Raw genomic sequence first — 16305 nt, forward strand, 5'->3', positions numbered from 1 at the left:
TGCGCGACAGTCCTGCTAAAGTAATGGAGACAAATATTTAGAGAACCAAGACCTTGAACATCTATCTTGGGACAGATATCGTATATGTTCCGCGCATTCAAGCCGCATTAGACCGCTTTGGCGATCGCTTCCTCGAAAAAGTTTACACGCCCGCCGAACAAAGGGATTGCGGACAACAAAATTCTCAACACAGCAGCATTAAAGGTAAAATGAATCGAGTTTCCTGCAACCAGCTAGCGGGCCGCTGGGCAGCAAAAGAAGCCGTTGTCAAAGCTCTAGGCACGGGATGGCGGGGAATACGGTATGCAGATGTGGAAATTCGGCGCTCCGAAAACGGTGCTCCAAACGTGCAACTGCACGGAGCCGCAGCAGCACAAGCCTCTGTTTGGGGAAATTGCCAGTGGCAATTAAGCCTCAGCCACGACGGAGACTATTGCACGGCTACGGCGATCGCCCTTTGTACCCCGCCGTCAAACAACGCTGTCGAGCGATCGAGCGAAACTAAAATCTAAAATCTAAATCTTTAATCTAAAATTGATAGATTGTGAGTGTGAATGACTACCGAAACTTACCTGAATCATCCAAACTTTGGCCTCCTCTTCAGGGTATCCCAGGTTGAAGACAGCCAAGAATTATTTACCACCCTATACGCCCAACGCCTGTTTTTTTTGGTGACAAACGGCCCTGGCGGGCTGAGATTTGAACCAATCAGCCGCTCCGACGCTCGCCTCATGGTCGAAATTCGCCTGCGAACCCTGCGTCGCAGCGGTCAATATCACGAGTACGACCAATTGCAAACCATTCACCAGCGTACATTTCAATAACGAAAATCAGTAATTTGGTAATTGGTAACAGTCTTAATTTTCCTTCCCTCCCGTCAAGAGCGTTGAGTACCCATGACCATAGCCTCTCGAATTAACAGCATTCGCCAACACTTGCCGGAATCAGTGCGGTTAATTGCCGTTACCAAACAGGTATCGACTGATGCTATCCGCGAAGCATACGACGGCGGTATCCGGGATTTTGGCGAGAGTAAGGTTCAAGAGACTGCCGAAAAACAAAGCCAACTGCAAGATTTACCGGATATCAACTGGCACTTGATCGGGCACTTGCAAGCCAACAAAGCCGCCAAGGCCCTAGAGCATTTCCAGTGGATTCACTCTCTCGACAATTTAAAACTCGCTCAGCGACTTTCGCGCTTGGCGGGGGAAATGTCCTGCTCTCCCCAAGTCTGCCTGCAGGTCAAAATGTTGCCCGACCCGGACAAATACGGCTGGAGCGTTCCAGAACTGCTGGCTGACCTTCCAGAACTCAACAAATGTCAGCATATCAAAATTCAAGGTTTGATGACAATTCCTCCGCTGGGATTAGATGACTCCCAAATCCTAGAATTATTTAACAGCACCCGCGAACTTGCTGACAAAATCCAGCAGCAAAATTTGCCCTACATTCAAATGCAGCAGCTCTCGATGGGGATGTCGGGAGATTATCATTTGGCAATTCAAGCAGGTGCTACTATGGTACGGCTAGGACAAACCTTATTTGGCTCTAGGAGGGGATAAATAATTGAAATCTTCTGATAAAGACAATTTGGGTTAAATATAGAATAGTCAGCCACCCGCGACTAACGCGCAACGCGAGTATAGTCGGGGCAGCAAAGTCGTAAAGGAGCGTGAATCATGAATATTTTTTCTAAACTGCGAGATTTTGTAGGGATCAACAATGAGCCTGAGTACGATGACGTGTACGACGAAACTGAAGGGGAGCGCTATCAGAACTTCTACCAAGCGCCTGAACCCAACCCCGCGGCAGTCGCAGCGGAAGAAGAACGTCGTCAAAATCGTAGAATGCGAGAGCGGTCAGTAGTAGGATCGACAGGTATGGATGTAGTTGCACCAACCGGGGGAGTAGGGTCAGTAATGAATAACGTGATTGGAATGCCTGGAGCTATGAACGGGATTTCGGAAGTAGTAGTAATGGAGCCGCGCACTTTTGAAGAGATGCCGGCAGCAATTCGAGCCCTTAAGGAACGGAAGTCTGTGGTTTTGAACCTGACGGTGATGGACCCAGACCAAGCGCAAAGAGCTGTGGACTTTGTGGCGGGCGGTACTTATGCCCTTGACGGTCATCAAGAGCGAATTGGCGAAAGTATTTTCTTGTTTACGCCTAGCTGCGTGCAGGTGAGAACTCAGTCTGGTGTGGTTCACGAAGTGCCTCCTGCTCAAGGACGCCCTCGTGCTGCTGCTCCTGCACCGACAGTCTGGCCGGCAGAACAAGCTACCATCGCTCAGTAGTTATTAGTCAGTAGTTATTAGTCATTAGTCATCTGTCTTTAGTCTTTAGTTATTAGCCAGTAAGCTTTTAACTAGCGAGATCCTGAATTTTGTATCCTTAGTTCTGGGCGCTTAACTCTTAGCTAAGGCGGAGAACTGATAATTAATGGCAACTAATAATTAATGACTAATGACTAGCATAAAATAGTAAGGTGCGTCGCTTTCTAATTTTCGATCGAACTTGTAAATTGTTGCGGGCGACGCACCCTACAAGGTAGCACTGTAGACTAATGACTAATGACTAATGACTAATGACTAATGACTAACATAAAATTTGGTACGATCGGCGGCGGGGTAATGGGAGAAGCTCTCTTATCCCGCTTAATTGCACAAAAAGTTTATTTGCCTTCAGAAATATTGGTGAGCGAGCCTGGGGTAAAGCGCCGCGAGTTTTTGGCTAACAAATACGGGATTGGAACAACAGCCAGCAATCTAGAAGTTGCTGCGGCTACAGAAGTGCTGTTTTTGGCGATTAAACCGCAAGTTTTTGATACGGTAGCTTTGGAGTTGGCCGTGGCGGCCGATCGCAAACAGGGAAATAATGGAGAAACGGCTAATTCCCAGCCAGAAGCGCTAGTAGTGTCGATTTTGGCCGGAGTGCCACTGAGCAAGCTGGAACCAGCCTTTCCGGGGCGGGGAGTGCTGCGGGTGATGCCGAATACTCCAGCCACGGTAGGAGCGGGAATGAGCGCGATCGCTCCGGGAAAACTCGTGCAACCGGCTGATTTAGAATTGGTAAAGCGCATCTTTCAGGCCGTGGGAGAAGTGGTAGAAGTACCTGAGAGTATGCTCGATGCGGTGACTGGACTTTCGGGTTCCGGGCCTGGTTATGTAGCAATTTTGATAGAGGCCTTGACAGATGGCGGAGTTTGTGCGGGTCTGCCACGGGCGATCGCCTCTCAATTAGCTTTACAAACAGTATTCGGTACAGCGAAGCTAATGCAAGAAACGGGAATGCACCCGGCACAATTGAAAGATCAAGTTACGAGTCCCGGCGGCACAACTATTGCCGGAATTGCTAAACTAGAGAGTAACGGCTTTCGTTCTGCCCTAATCGAAGCAGTGAAAGCAGCTTGTTTGCGTTCTCAAGAATTGGGTAAATAGGTGTTAGTGCCATGCTGACTTTAAAATTAGATTTAAGTCCGTGGATCAAGTTGACAGACGATCAGTTTTACGAACTGTGCCAACATCACCCCGATTATAAATTTGAACGGAATGCAAAAGGAGAACTGCTGATGGTTCCACCAACGGGAGGAGAAACGGGCAACCGTAATATGGATTTATCCTATCAATTGCAAGCTTGGAGTCGCCAAAATCCGAATCTAGGAATTGCTTTTGACTCTTCCACCTGTTTTAGACTCCCAAACGGTGCAACTCGTTCTCCCGATGCTTCTTGGATAAAACGCGAAAGATGGGAAGCTTTAACTCCCGAACAAAAAAGAAAATTTCCGCCACTGTGTCCTGATTTTGTAGTGGAATTGTGCTCGCCCACTGATTCTATCCGAGAAACGCGAGAGAAAATGCAGGAATATCGGGAAAATGGCGTTTGTTTGGGGTGGTTGATTGACCCGCAAACGCGGAGTGTGGAGATTTATAGGATCGATCGAGAAATAGAAATATTGCAGTCCCCTGTTACGCTGTCAGGGGAAGATATTTTGCCCGGATTTGTGTTGGAACTAGGGCCCGTTATGGGAAATAATTGAAAAGGTGTCAGGCTGTTTCAGATCAATCGCTAGCTGCTGTTTCCAATTTCTGCCCAATCCTTGGTTCCGTACCATTCAAAAGCCGCTGAATATTGCTGCGGTGCCGCACAATTACAAACACACCGCCCGCAATGCCAAACAATACATAAGCCAGGGGCTGATGTAAAGCAAACATCAATCCAGCCACGCTAATTGCCCCGATAATCGAACTTAAAGAAACAATTCGCGACACCGCAAACACGATTCCAAAAATTCCGAAAGTTCCCAAACCAACGGGCCAGTACAAACCAAGCAAAACTCCCAAACTCGTAGCCACAGATTTACCCCCCGTAAACCCCAGCCAGATTGATTTGCTGTGGCCCAAAACAGCCGAGAAACCCGCCAAAGTTGCCATCCAAGGGAGGACAGTTGCAATATTTTCTAAACCGGCGGCGGTTGCTAGCTGGCTGGTAAAAGTGAGAGAGTAAATATAGCGAATTAGGACGATCGCACTTACCCCCTTCAACACATCCACCAACAACACCCCCAACCCCGGCCCTTTGCCCAAAGTCCTCAGTACATTAGTCGCACCAGTCGAACCCGAACCAACCTCTCGAATATCAATTCCCAGCATCCATTTCCCCAAGGCGTACCCAGTCGGAATCGAACCAAGCAGATAAGCTGCTATTAACAGTGCGCCATTTAAAATTATCCAGCTAGCCATTTTTTTATTTGAGATTTCGTGTACAGCAGAAGGAAGAAGGCAGAAGGCAGAAGGCAGAAGGCAGAAGGCAGAAGGCAGAAGGCAGAAGAAGGAAGAAGGAAGAAGAAGGAAGAAGGAAGAAGGAAGAAGGAAGAAGGAAGAAGAAGGAACAACCAATTCCGGTCAATTTCCCTCTGAGTTTCTTCAGTCCACGCAGGCGGACGAAAGTTTGTATAGCAGCGAATTATATTCGCCCGGACTTACTCAAAAATCCTTAGCAGTCGTCAAAGTTTGCGGATCGGCAGCAAAGGCCAACCATAACGGAAATTGCAGGATTGACAAACTAATTAAATCCTCAGTTTCATCAATGACAATTAGGGGCAATTTGCCATCTTTCACCAGTCGATCGGCTTTTTGAGCCAAAGCTTCCGCAGACTCAAACATAATAATCCCCCTTTCCGGGCCAAAATCGCTGCGAGTAATGCCCAAACAGTCCTGCAAACCCCGGCGCCACTCTCCCAAACGTTCGGGACTGTTGGCGAGCACCAAAGTCCGCACCCGTCCGCCGTAGACGCTTCTGAGTACAGAAATAATTGTCGAAGTAATCAAGATATTTTGCAAGCGCGAACCCATAGTCCGCAAAGCGCCCCTTCCTCCTTGGGTGAAAAACCAGTTAGAAACTCGTTCCGCGTGGATGGGTTCAAAAGTGCGGCGGAGTTGCCAAGGCGGGCCGTAGTAGTCGGGGACAGTGCGATATTGATCGAGGGTGCGGCGAATTTGTTTGGCTTGTTCTTGAAATCCCTGTTCGGCAAATTTGGGATTTACCGGTGCTGAGGATTGAGACTCCTCAGCAGCAGTTCGCTGTGGTGTCTCTTGCGTCGGCGGTGTCAAATCTAAGAGTTCGGCGGTAGCGGCCAAATCCTGCAAACTGCCTACTAAATAGTCTTTGAAACCCTGGACTCGAATTGCTAAATCTTGGGAAACGCCGGCAAAAGTGGTTCGCATTTCCTTCTGAATTCGATCGCGCCGGCGTTCTAGTTTTTCTACTTCGATTTGTAGCGCTTGTTTGCGCTGATCTAGTTGAATCAAGCCGTCTTGTACCAAACGCCCGATCGATGTTTGAGCCGCGCCCAACGCTTCTATAGCATTGGCTTTGTCGGCTTCCAAGGCGGCAATTTTTTCAGTCAAAGCTTGTTCTTGCTGCTGCAATTCTTTGATTCTCTCTGTCAACTGTTCGGTAACATTTTCTGGGATGGGCGTTACCATTTCTGCGGTTGCTGTTGGCTGGGAGTCTGTGGGAATCTCGATTTGAGCGATCGGACTTTCTGATTCGGCCTCGTCGGTGTTGGGCGCAATTTGGGCTAGTGCGCCTGCTTCGTCCACGAATTGGGCAATTTCGGCATCTTCCTCGTCCAGCGGCGGGTCTGTTTCTGCCGGGAGTTGGGCGGGCAGTTCATTTTCGTCGATCCACAAATCTTGTGTTTGAGATAGAACTTGGTACTCCGTCTCATTCACGGGTAAATCGACTTCGCCGTCACCGCTTGGGGTGGCTGGTTGTGGTTGCGGTTCTTGGGTTGGAGATTCGTCTGAATTCATGGGAAATTTTGTTCGGCGTGGGCACGGAAAAGTTAAAAATTAAAAATTAACAACTTTTTTAGTCTTGACGGGGACAGCGCTGTTCTAAGCAGGTCTGTAGCATTTTACGATCGAACAGAACCGGCAGAAAGTGAATGCTGTTAATTTCTTTGAAATAGAACAAAATCGGCACAGCGGGCCAAAATATCCGCCAATTTTGCCATTCTCGGTAAGGAAAGCGGCGGATTAAGTTGGACGATCGATAAATGTCCAAATCTGTTGGGGTAAATTGTAGCCGGATGGTGGCGGCTTGGTACATCAAAAACAAGCCGAACACAGAAAGTGGCAAACTCACCCACTTCTGCACGAACAGTAGCGGTACGGCCGCCAGTACCAGGACTAGGGGAATCGCATAACTCGGGGCGAGTTCGATCGTACTTGTCGGCGCAGTCGAAGAGGCTGTTGTAGTCACGGGTTTAAATCAAGGGTAGTAAACTAATGTTGCCAATTATTCATATTTTATCCGTTTCTTAGCTTACAGGCCTTTGAGTACGCTAGAGCCCGTGCCCTGAAACATCAGCCATGTCATCAAAAAGTTAAAGATAAAAATAGCCAGTAAAGCCGTCACCACCGCTGTGGTAGTCGATTGGCCGACGCCTTTTGCCCCGCCGGTGGTGGTCAAGCCCCAGCTAGTGCCGATTACAGCAATCAAACCACCGAATACAAAAGCCTTAATTGCCGCGCTGCAAATATCCCACAAACTCAGGAAATTGCGGACTGATTCTAAAAACACGTTTTGAGAGATGCCGTACATCGTCGTAGCAATCAGCAGTCCGCCGAGGATGCCCGTGACGAGACACATGATGGTTAAAATTGGCAGCATCAAGCAGCAAGCAATGACGCGGGGAATTACTAAATAGTCGATCGGGTCTGTTTTGAGCATCAGCAGGGCATCTATCTGTTCTGTTACCTGCATCGTGCCGATTTCCGCCGCAAAAGCCGAACCTACCCGTCCCGTCACGATTACCGCTGTTAAGACGGGGCCGAGCTCGCGAGTCAAAGACAAAGCCAAAACGCCACCTACGACATTGCCGGCCCCGAGGTTAATAAACTCCCTCGCTACCTGAATAGTAAATACCATGCCGACAAAACCCGCAGTCAGCAAAGCAATCAGCAGAGATTCCGGGCCGACTGCTGCCATTTGGTCGATGGTGTTGCGACGGTGAATTTTGCCCTTCAGCAAGTGCAGCATAACTTGGCCGCCCAATAAAGCTGCTGCCAGCAACCGCCGACTCCACAAACTGAGGCTGGAAGATGTAGTGGTGCTCAAGGGGATTTCGAGTGTAGAACAACTGCCAAAAATGAAATCTATCTACAAATCTTAAACAAGTTTTTTCTATAACATTTAAGATTTCTGACAGAACTGGCCACGGAGGGCGATCGCTGCCTATCGTAGAAAAGGACAAGTTTTGTTTGCTTGCACCTTTCGGCAGTTTAGCTGAATTTACTGACTCTTATGAGCATTTTTCCCAATTTTCTTCGCTCTGTACTGTTGACGGGCCTGTTGAGCTTTGTCGCCCCCTTATTGTTAATCGGCGGGGGATTGACTAGCTTTTCGCTGATTGGCTTCGTGCCTGCTCTCCAAGGAGTTGGTCGTTCTGGAGAAGAGCTGATTTTGCAGTTCTTAGCTACTTTCGGCAGCGGCTGTCCCCTCCAGGGTTTTTTCGTCATCGGTCTAACTTTTGGTTTGGTGGGTGCTTTGTTTGATACCTACGCTTCTTATCAGCATTCGCGGTGGAGTTAATCGAACCTTCGATTTTAGATTTTAGATGGGAATTCCTCGATCGAATCTAAAATCTAAAATTGCTGGGTTCGGGTTGGATCGGATACCCGCCCCTTTTGATGATTTTACAATACCGATCGCGAATGTTCGGAAATGCGATCGGCCTTTTTGCGGAAAACCGAATCCCCCAGTTTCGGGAGCTGGAATATATTAAATACAGGTTGAGTCAAGTGTTTCTCAACCATAAAAACTTCAGATAGTCGAGGTATTAGTTATGGCACTTATTCGTTGGGAACCTTTGCGGGAAATGGACTCCTTGCAACGAGAAATGAATCGGTTGTTTGATAGCTTGACACCGGCAACCGATCGCGCATCTAACGGTGTTGCTTTTGTACCCCCCGCCGAACTCGATGAAACTCCCGAAGCCATCCACCTTAAATTAGAAGTTCCGGGCATGGAAGCTAAGGATTTGGACGTACAAGTAACCGCAGAAGCTGTTGCTATTAGCGGCGAACGCCGTCTGGAAACTAAGAGTGAAGATAAAGGCATGACTCGCTCTGAGTTCCGTTACGGTTCGTTCCGCCGGGTGATTCCCCTACCCGCACGGGTTCAAAATGACAGCGTAGAAGCTGAGTACAAAAATGGAGTTTTGCACCTGAATTTGCCCAAAGCGGAAGCGGAAAAGAACCGCGTGGTTAAAGTTCAAATCGGCTAATAAATAATTTTTGGCTAATTGCTGAGAGGGCGTGCGGTATGCGCCCTCTTTGTTTTGGTAATTGGTAATTGGTAATTGTGAGTTTGAGGAATAATTCTGCCATCTTCCTTCTTCCATTTATCCGTTACATCCCGTACATTGCTCGTTGCCGAACTTTCTTTTTCCCAGTTTATAACTGTGCTAAACTCCAATAAGCAATGGTTGGTGAGGAGACTTGCGTGCCGAGTCAGGGAGTTGGAGGTAATGGAATTGCATCTGAATTTGGAGACTTAACCGGGATGACTCGCCAAGAAGTCGATGACTTTTTGCGCGGATTGGGTGCAGAAATCAGAACTACTGAAGGGGGTTATCTTGAATACGAATTTGCCGATCGTTCGCGAGTCAATATCCGTCCTGATGGTGAAGTTGTACGCACCCCACCTCCCAGATACGGTTCAGATGGCCGAAAAATAAACAAAGGTTTGCGTCTTGACAAAGATGGCAGCTTGGTCAAAACACGCGATGAATTTGGCAATAAGATTCCTGGGACGCACAATACTGGAGAAAAAGTGAGTAATTAATATGCCCGATGACTACAACTTGCTTAATTTAGGTGGACTTACATCCCTGATCGCAAATGTCAATGTGTCTTTGTGGGGGAATGAAATTTTATTTGAATGTATTTACGATCCGACAGGCGATCGATTGCCTTATAGCATAGTATTTCATGACTGCCGAGACATCAGTTGGGAGGTGTTCCATCCTGAAGATGTCACAGATACTGAAGCTGATTTGATTGGCATTCATTTGGGTGAAAACGCGCACCGGAAAGCAGCTTTGATTCATACAGATATTTTTGAAATTTCTCTTCTGTACGGCAGTTTTAGCATTCACAAAGGAGATAATTTTAACTCACCAAGAGCAGATTTAGAAACAGAGGTTTTGGCATAGGGTACGCCAGCAGTATTGTACAAATAACCAATAATATGGTTTCCGGTTGCATTGGAATGATTTAACCGCAGAGAACGCAGAGAACACAGAGGGAGATAAGAGAGATGAATTATTCCGATCCTATAGCCATCCTTGCAGGAGTCGTCAACTTTTTACCCCACCCCAACCCTCCCCTTATCAAGGGGAGGGAGTAAGAAATTCACAAATGATTTAGGCTTGCTATAACAGATTTGATATAACCAGTAACCAAATCAGTTTACGATACTTAATAGAACTTTTTCCCAGATGAGGTAAAACACAATGCCTGATATTGTTGATATTGCCGTAGGTGCGGGTTCGTTTCAAACCCTGGTAACGGCGGTGCAAGTAGCTAATTTAGTAGACGCGCTCAAAAGTCCGGGCCCTTTTACTGTCTTTGCACCCACTGACGATGCTTTTGCGAAATTGCCGCCGGGAACTATCACAACCCTAGTGCAGAACGTTCCCCAACTAACCAGGATTTTGATGTTTCACGTGGTATCGGGGAAGTTTATGAAGGCTGATTTGGCAAAAGTCGGTTTTGTTACTTCCTTGGAAGGTTCGCCGATTAAAATTGATTGTTCGGACGGTTTTGAGGTGAAAAATGCTACAGTTGTTGCTGCGGATATCGAAGCAGACAACGGCGTCATCCACGTCATCGATAACGTGATTTTAATGGGATAATTTCGCTGTTAAATCTCGCTGCGGGAGCGAACCTGGTGCTTTGCGGTGCCGATTTGCTCCCATCGCACGCTTTTTATTTATCGGTTGAAGGTAATTTCAATATCAAAAAGTTGTCTTTTCGGCGGATGTATTTTAAGATGATTGTTTGAAAAATTTAAAAAATCAATAATTATAATATAAGCAAACCAGCGTGGTGAGCACTATGCAAATCCTAGCCGCCAGCCTCAAAGCACAAGTCCGCCAGCGTACCTTGGAACTGCAAGTTCTCAACGAACTTACTGCAAAAGTTCAAACCAGTCTCAGTGCTGATGAAATTTGGTCTGCGTGTCTGGCATATCTCGATCGCCTCATTCCTGGCGCGGCGATCGCCCTTTTGACGCCACCGGACGATCGACTATACCTGGAACACTCACAGCCCTTAACTGCTAGCGCCAAAGCCGAAATTGAAGAGCGCTTGCAGGTTGCTCGCGCTGAATGGCTCGCCGGCAATCGGGACTGGGCGCACAACATCGCTCCGCCACCAATTGCTCAGTTTCAGTCGGTATTGATGGCACCAGCCAACCTGGATGAAAGTGAAGAATGGTTGGGAGTATTTTTCATTGGTGCAGAGCAGGCAAATGCTTTTAATTTGGAACACCTTTGTTTGCTCCACACAGTCGCTCAAATTTGTGCAAAAAAACAGTTAAATACATTAGCAGCTAAAACGACCAGTGTCAAGGATAAACTAAAAACTAATTTTGCTCTGGATTCGGAAAGTCAAGAACTATTGTTGCGGGCTGTAATGGACGATGCGCCGGACAGAGTTTTTGCGAAAGATAAAAATTTTAGATACATTTTTGTCAATCAAAGTTTTGCGGAATATGTGGGGAAAAATGTTGAGGAAATAATCGGCAAAGATGATATTGAATTAGGGTTTTGTGCCGAATTAGTCTTTGGCGATCGCAACAACTCAATTAGGGGCATCCGCGAGGAAGATCGAGCTGTGCTGGCTGGGGAGAGGGTTCACAATCCCTACCAGGCGATCGTCTTTGAAGGTGGCAAACAGCACATCTTTGACACGCAAAAAGTGCCACTGTGCGATGCAGAGGGTAATATATTTGGGGTTTTGGGTTTTTCTAGAGAGATTGGTCAATTGCAGGCCACAGATGAAGCCAGGAATCAAAGCCAAGCCAAACTGCAAAAAATTACTGCTAGCGTACCCGGTACGGTATATCAAATTGACTTACATCCAGACGGCTCGATGGCCTTCTCGTTTGTGAGCGCGGGCTGCCGAGAATTGTATGAAATAGAACCAGAGGCTGCTCAGCAGAATTTTAATGTAATTGTTGACATGATTCATTCCGAAGATCGAAATGATTTTCTCAACTCGGTGACGCTTTCTGCTGAAAACTTGCAGCCTTGGCGCTGGGAAGGAAGAATTGTCACTCCGTCGGGAAAACTTAAATGGGTGCAAGGAGCTTCCCAGCCCGAATTTCAAGCATCGGGGGAGATAGTTTACTACGGCTTGTTCACGGATATTAGCGCCCGGAAACAAGCTGAACGGAAGCTGCAACTTTATCAACAAATATTTTTGAAATCCAACGATGCGATCGCGATCTTAGACCCCCAAGGCTATTACTTAGAAACAAATCAAGCTCACACTGCTTTGCTGGGCTACAGTTCGTCTAAATTGTGGGGAAAAACGCCTGCAACTCACATGGGAGAACAGGCATTTACGTCTGTGCTGCAAAGCTTGGCAGAAACTGGGAGTTACCGAGGCGAAATGACCTGTATTAAGGCTGTGGAAGAAGGAACAGTTGAGGTGGAGGTTTCGGCTTTTGCGGTTTTAAATGATGCTGGGGATGTAGTTTGCTACGTAAATGTCAAAAGAGACATCACCGAACGCAAGCGAGCTGAGGAAAAACTAAAACTTTACCGAGAAATATTTTTAAACTCCAACGATGCGATCGTCATTATTGATGCTGACGGGTTTTTCGTCGAACAAAATCTTGCTCACCAAACGCTTCTAGGATACACAGACGCGGAATTAGAAGCAGAAGCTTCGCCGCTGGTTGCGGGGGATCGCTTTTTGGCAATTGCCCAAAGTTTAGCAAAAACAGGAAGTTTTCGGGGCGAAATTATTAACTCCACTAAAAAAGGCCACACGCTGGCGATCGACGTTGCGGCATACTCTGTGATTAACAACGCCGACGATGTAATTTGTCACGTCTGCGTCAAGCGCGACATTACTGAACGCAAAAAAGGAGAAGAAGAAAGGCAAAAATTTGTGTCGCTGATTGAAAACAGCAGCGATTTTATCAGTATGGCTACCCTGAAAGGCAAAACGCTGTTTGTCAACGAAGCCGGACGAAAACTGGTGGGGGTAGAGAATCTTTCGGCAGTGCTTTATACGGAGATTTGGGATTATATTGGGCCCTATTTTCAACAGAAATTCAGTCAAGAGATTTTACCAACAATTATCAGTCAGGGCCAGTGGCAAGGCGAAGGTCAAATGCAGCACTTGGCCACCGGACAGCCCATTGATGTTGTGATGAATGCTTTTCTGGTCAAGCACCCTCAAACCACTGAGCCGCTGTGCTTTGCTGCGGTAATTCGCGATGTCACCGAACGCAAGCAAGCTGAGAGAATGCTGCGGGAACAAGCAGAACAAGAACGGCTGGTTTCGGCGATCGCCCAGCGAGTCCGGCAGTCTCTCAACCTCACTCAAACTCTGAGCACTGCTGTACAAGAAGTGCGGCAGTTGCTGGCAACTGACCGCACGATAATTTATCGTTTTGATTCCGAGGAAACAGCGGTTGTTGTTGTGGAATCTGTAGGGGATGATTGGATGCCCCTGCTGGGCAGAAAAGTTCAAAGAACATCCTTTGGGGAAAATTTTGTATGGCTGTACAGTCCAGGAACAATTCAAGCAATGGCAGATATTTATACTGCCAATTTGAGCGATGAACACCGAGATTTACTCGCTAGTTTGCAGGTAAGGGCTAATGTAGTTGTACCAATTTTTATAGGCGATGAAAGTCAGGGTTTGGCAGCAGAATATTCGCCGGAAACTCGAAGTGAACTGCCGGGAAGGAGTTTGGAAACGAGCCAAAATCGGTTGTGGGGATTGCTGATTGCCCATCAGTGTAGCGCTCCGCGTGTTTGGACTGATTCTGAGATGGATTTGCTGGGAAGGTTGAGCGTGCAGTTGGCGATCGCCATTCAGCAATCTACTCTTTTTGAACAAGCGCAGCAGGCACGAGAAGCAGCCCTAGAAGCGTCTCGAATGAAGTCGCTATTTTTAGCAAATATGAGTCACGAAATCCGTACTCCGATGAATGGAGTGATGGGGATGACAGATTTGCTGCTGAAAACGAATCTTACTCCCGAACAGCTTGACTTTGTACAGACGCTGAAACTCAGCGGTCAAAATTTACTCTCCATCATTAACGATATTCTGGATCTCTCCAAACTGGAAGCCGGAGAAATGCGCTTAGAAATACTAGAATTTAACCTCAGTATCTGTATGAATGAAGTGCTGGATTTGTTGGCAACTCCCGCACAAGAAAAAGGTATAGAAGTGGTGGCACTGATTGACAGTGACGTGCCGGTGCAAATTAAAGGTGATGCAGCGCGGTTGCGGCAAATACTCACTAATTTGATCAACAATGCTATTAAGTTTACAGAAGCAGGAGAAGTGGTAATTGAGGTTGCTAATGCTAGTAATCCTGAGTTATTGGCAGCCACCGATAATCAGAGAATTTTAGAGAATATCGAGCCGTTGAAAATAGAAAACAGTGACTTTATGCTCCTGCTGTTTAAAGTAACAGATACAGGAATTGGGATTGCTCCCGAAGACAAAAAAAAGCTGTTTCAATCTTTTACTCAAGTTGATGCCTCTACGACAAGAAAATACGGTGGCACAGGTTTGGGGCTGGCTATTTCTAAGCAGTTGGTGGAATTAATGGGTGGGCAAATCGGTGTGGAAAGTACCCCTGGCAAAGGCTCGACTTTTTGGTTTACTGTGCCGACAGTTACGGAAAATTTAACTGCTGTCGGGACAGCGTGCGAAGTGAATTTTGAAACGGTGCTGGCGGGGCGAAAAATGTTAGTTGCCAGCGACAAGCCGACTGTGCGAAAAGTGCTAGTGAGAATGGCTGTTTTGTGGGGAATGGAAGTTGAGGAGGTGGAAAACGGTTGGATGACGATCGCATCTCTGTACAAAGCTGTTAGCGTTAATTCCCCTTACGATATCGTTTTGGTTGATATTCAGTTGCCGGAAATGGTGGCCGGAAGTCTCGAACGCTTGAGGATTTCTGAGCCGGCAATGCAGCAGACGCATTGGGTGGTGCTGACTTCAATGACTCAGCTTGCAGAGGCGAAACGCTTGGTAGATAGCGGTTTTAGCGGGTATTTAACTAAACCTGTGAAAGCTCACCGACTATTTGATTGCTTGGCGAATGCGATCGCCCCGATGACGCTGATTGATGAGTCGCAGGCAAATTCAACGTCGAATCGAGCCTCAGCTATTGACAACCGGGAGTTAGCAAGTTTAAAGATTTTGTTAGTTGAAGATACTCCAATCAATCAAAAAGTTGGTCTCAATCAACTTAGAGTTTTGGGATGCACTGCGGATGTCGCGAATAACGGCGCAGAGGCGCTATCTATGGTTGCTCAGAAAAAGTATGACATTGTGTTGATGGACTGTCAGATGCCGGTTTTGGACGGTTACGAAGCAACGCTGGAATTGCGCCGCCGGGAAGCGGCAGATGCTGCTGGGAAGATGGAACCACATCAAAAGACGGTGGTGATTGCGATGACGGCGAATGCTTTGAAGGGCGATCGGGAAAAGTGTCTGGCGGCGGGCATGGACGATTATATTAGCAAACCTATTGCGATCGAAAAGTTAAAATCGGTACTAGCAAATTGGTCGGTCAAACTAAAAATTGGAAATCCCAAGTTTAAGGCCGAGGAACTTCAAAACTCTGAACCAGATATCGAATCGGTAGTCGATATGGCACGTTTGCACGAAATTTCGGGGGCTGATGTAGAGTTTGAGCGGGAAATACTGCAAACTTTTGTGGTGGATACTGGTAGTTATTTAGAAGCTGCTAAGGGGGCGATCGCCTTGGGAGATATGGAGACACTCGCCCGCCACGCTCATCAAATTAAAGGTGTCAGCGCTACGGCGGCGGTGCGGTTAATGCCCGATATGGCAGATCGGCTTCAAAGTCTGGCTGAATCTAATGATTTGGAGGGGGCTACAAAAATCATTGCTGAATTAGAAATAATTCTGGCGAGGGTTCAAAAGTTTGTGGCTACCGAGTAGTCAATTTTATTGTGCACCGGGCCCGTGGAGCCCGATCGCGGATATTGGCAGCCCCGCGAGCGAGCGCGTGTAAAGATTGTTAATCTTTTATCAAGATGTTTATCTCAATGTGAAGGAATTGGGAACTCTTATAACATCTTGTGTGTTGTAACTTGCGACACTACTGTCTTAAGTTATTGTGGTCAAATATAAAATAATCATTAAGCCGATGGCTCAGAGGGTGCTTTTCGTCTATCGGCTTGAGACACCAAGACCAGCTTTTCGCTATCCCCGCCCATTAAGTGCGTATTTACGCTCAACGAGGTTTTATGACTCCAGTCATGTTACGCCAACTCTGGTCATTAATTGAGACCACCCAAGCTACTCTGTTAGTCAATTTAGACGATGCCACCCTGGTACAGTGGCTGCTGAAGCAGTTAAAGACAAACTCTGCGCTCAATGGCAAAGAAGCAGATTTGTTGGACGAATACATCCAGTCTCGGCTGTCCCTAATCCGCGATTTAGCTGAGCAGCGGCTGGCACCAGAGCTACTGTGAGCGGATTCAATCAAAATCGGATAAATATTCCAGGGAAA

At 47.0% G+C, this 16305-nt stretch carries 18 protein-coding genes; 14 read left to right on the forward strand and 4 right to left on the reverse strand.

What is annotated here, in order from left to right:
• Positions 1–53: 53 nt before the first annotated feature.
• The 6 genes from acpS (at position 54) to QT973_RS05475 (ending at position 4036) form a co-directional block, all read left to right on the forward strand.
• A complete protein-coding gene (gene acpS, locus QT973_RS05450) occupies positions 54–512 on the forward strand; it encodes a holo-ACP synthase (RefSeq protein ID WP_333058018.1) in 459 nt (152 codons plus the stop codon).
• A 42-nt stretch (positions 513–554) separates the two neighbouring features.
• Positions 555–824 carry a transcriptional coactivator PipX gene (pipX, locus tag QT973_RS05455; RefSeq protein WP_333058020.1) on the forward strand — a complete coding sequence of 90 codons (270 nt, stop codon included), beginning with the start codon at positions 555–557 and terminating at the stop codon, positions 822–824.
• A 72-nt stretch (positions 825–896) separates the two neighbouring features.
• The gene (locus QT973_RS05460) at positions 897–1562 is read left to right on the forward strand and encodes a YggS family pyridoxal phosphate-dependent enzyme (protein ID WP_333058021.1); all 666 of its coding nucleotides are present in this window, start codon (positions 897–899) and stop codon (positions 1560–1562) included.
• A 117-nt stretch (positions 1563–1679) separates the two neighbouring features.
• Positions 1680–2294, forward strand: a complete 615-nt coding sequence (locus QT973_RS05465) for a cell division protein SepF (protein ID WP_333058022.1) — start codon at positions 1680–1682, stop codon at positions 2292–2294.
• A 297-nt stretch (positions 2295–2591) separates the two neighbouring features.
• The gene (proC, locus tag QT973_RS05470) at positions 2592–3437 is read left to right on the forward strand and encodes a pyrroline-5-carboxylate reductase (RefSeq protein WP_333141028.1); all 846 of its coding nucleotides are present in this window, start codon (positions 2592–2594) and stop codon (positions 3435–3437) included.
• Positions 3438–3448: 11 nt separating this feature from the next.
• Positions 3449–4036 carry a Uma2 family endonuclease gene (locus QT973_RS05475; RefSeq protein WP_333058024.1) on the forward strand — a complete coding sequence of 196 codons (588 nt, stop codon included), beginning with the start codon at positions 3449–3451 and terminating at the stop codon, positions 4034–4036.
• A 22-nt stretch (positions 4037–4058) separates the two neighbouring features.
• Here QT973_RS05475 and plsY read toward each other — a convergent pair whose 3' ends face one another.
• A complete protein-coding gene (plsY, locus tag QT973_RS05480; RefSeq protein WP_333058025.1) occupies positions 4059–4739 on the reverse strand; it encodes a glycerol-3-phosphate 1-O-acyltransferase PlsY in 681 nt (226 codons plus the stop codon).
• An 8-nt stretch (positions 4740–4747) separates the two neighbouring features.
• On the opposite strand from plsY, the gene QT973_RS05485 reads away from it, so the two are divergent.
• Positions 4748–4996: a hypothetical protein gene (locus tag QT973_RS05485; RefSeq protein WP_333058026.1), complete on the forward strand. Its 249-nt coding sequence runs from the start codon at positions 4748–4750 to the stop codon at positions 4994–4996.
• On the opposite strand, the gene QT973_RS05490 is transcribed toward QT973_RS05485, so the two are convergent.
• From QT973_RS05490 to QT973_RS05500, 3 genes are all read right to left on the reverse strand, one after another.
• Positions 4983–6314 (reverse strand): DUF3086 domain-containing protein, encoded by a 1332-nt coding sequence (locus QT973_RS05490; RefSeq protein ID WP_333210992.1) that lies wholly within the window; start codon positions 6312–6314, stop codon positions 4983–4985. The genes QT973_RS05485 and QT973_RS05490 overlap by 14 nt on opposite strands.
• A 58-nt stretch (positions 6315–6372) precedes the next feature.
• A complete protein-coding gene (locus QT973_RS05495; RefSeq protein WP_333058028.1) occupies positions 6373–6765 on the reverse strand; it encodes a DUF3119 family protein in 393 nt (130 codons plus the stop codon).
• Positions 6766–6828: 63 nt separating this feature from the next.
• Positions 6829–7623, reverse strand: coding sequence for an MlaE family lipid ABC transporter permease subunit (locus tag QT973_RS05500; protein ID WP_333058029.1), 795 nt, complete (start codon positions 7621–7623; stop codon positions 6829–6831).
• 186 nt (positions 7624–7809) lie between these two features.
• Here QT973_RS05500 and QT973_RS05505 point away from each other — a divergent pair, with 186 nt between their 5' ends.
• The 7 genes from QT973_RS05505 to QT973_RS05535 all read left to right on the forward strand — a co-directional run bounded on the left by QT973_RS05505 (position 7810) and on the right by QT973_RS05535 (position 16267).
• Entirely contained in the window at positions 7810–8097 is a 288-nt protein-coding gene (locus tag QT973_RS05505) for a hypothetical protein (RefSeq protein WP_333058030.1), read from the forward strand.
• Between the two features lie 253 nt (positions 8098–8350).
• Positions 8351–8791: an Hsp20/alpha crystallin family protein gene (locus QT973_RS05510; protein WP_333058031.1), complete on the forward strand. Its 441-nt coding sequence runs from the start codon at positions 8351–8353 to the stop codon at positions 8789–8791.
• Positions 8792–8988: 197 nt separating this feature from the next.
• Complete coding sequence (locus tag QT973_RS05515; protein WP_333058032.1) at positions 8989–9351, forward strand: hypothetical protein; 363 nt, start codon at positions 8989–8991, stop codon at positions 9349–9351.
• Between the two features lies 1 nt (position 9352).
• The gene (locus tag QT973_RS05520; protein WP_333058033.1) at positions 9353–9721 is read left to right on the forward strand and encodes a hypothetical protein; all 369 of its coding nucleotides are present in this window, start codon (positions 9353–9355) and stop codon (positions 9719–9721) included.
• 300 nt (positions 9722–10021) lie between these two features.
• A complete protein-coding gene (locus QT973_RS05525) occupies positions 10022–10423 on the forward strand; it encodes a fasciclin domain-containing protein (protein ID WP_333058034.1) in 402 nt (133 codons plus the stop codon).
• A 202-nt stretch (positions 10424–10625) separates the two neighbouring features.
• Positions 10626–15731, forward strand: a complete 5106-nt coding sequence (locus QT973_RS05530) for a PAS domain S-box protein (protein WP_333390839.1) — start codon at positions 10626–10628, stop codon at positions 15729–15731.
• Positions 15732–16039: 308 nt separating this feature from the next.
• The gene (locus QT973_RS05535) at positions 16040–16267 is read left to right on the forward strand and encodes a hypothetical protein (RefSeq protein WP_015178453.1); all 228 of its coding nucleotides are present in this window, start codon (positions 16040–16042) and stop codon (positions 16265–16267) included.
• Positions 16268–16305: the final 38 nt, after the last annotated feature.

Source organism: Microcoleus sp. Z1_A1 (assembly GCF_036700305.1).
Lineage (GTDB): Bacteria > Cyanobacteriota > Cyanobacteriia > Cyanobacteriales > Microcoleaceae > Microcoleus.

Bases quoted from the DNA above. Each gene is read 5' to 3' on its own strand.
- pipX (WP_333058020.1), top strand. From the start codon at position 555: ATGACTACCGAAACTTACCTGAATCATCCAAACTTTGGCCTCCTCTTC.
- QT973_RS05460 (WP_333058021.1), top strand. From the start codon at position 897: ATGACCATAGCCTCTCGAATTAACAGCATTCGCCAACACTTGCCGGAA.
- QT973_RS05465 (WP_333058022.1), top strand. From the start codon at position 1,680: ATGAATATTTTTTCTAAACTGCGAGATTTTGTAGGGATCAACAATGAG.
- proC (WP_333141028.1), top strand. From the start codon at position 2,592: ATGACTAACATAAAATTTGGTACGATCGGCGGCGGGGTAATGGGAGAA.
- QT973_RS05475 (WP_333058024.1), top strand. From the start codon at position 3,449: ATGCTGACTTTAAAATTAGATTTAAGTCCGTGGATCAAGTTGACAGAC.
- plsY (WP_333058025.1), bottom strand. From the start codon at position 4,739: ATGGCTAGCTGGATAATTTTAAATGGCGCACTGTTAATAGCAGCTTAT.
- QT973_RS05490 (WP_333210992.1), bottom strand. From the start codon at position 6,314: ATGAATTCAGACGAATCTCCAACCCAAGAACCGCAACCACAACCAGCC.
- QT973_RS05505 (WP_333058030.1), top strand. From the start codon at position 7,810: ATGAGCATTTTTCCCAATTTTCTTCGCTCTGTACTGTTGACGGGCCTG.
- QT973_RS05510 (WP_333058031.1), top strand. From the start codon at position 8,351: ATGGCACTTATTCGTTGGGAACCTTTGCGGGAAATGGACTCCTTGCAA.
- QT973_RS05515 (WP_333058032.1), top strand. From the start codon at position 8,989: ATGGTTGGTGAGGAGACTTGCGTGCCGAGTCAGGGAGTTGGAGGTAAT.
- QT973_RS05520 (WP_333058033.1), top strand. From the start codon at position 9,353: ATGCCCGATGACTACAACTTGCTTAATTTAGGTGGACTTACATCCCTG.
- QT973_RS05525 (WP_333058034.1), top strand. From the start codon at position 10,022: ATGCCTGATATTGTTGATATTGCCGTAGGTGCGGGTTCGTTTCAAACC.
- QT973_RS05530 (WP_333390839.1), top strand. From the start codon at position 10,626: ATGCAAATCCTAGCCGCCAGCCTCAAAGCACAAGTCCGCCAGCGTACC.
- QT973_RS05535 (WP_015178453.1), top strand. From the start codon at position 16,040: ATGACTCCAGTCATGTTACGCCAACTCTGGTCATTAATTGAGACCACC.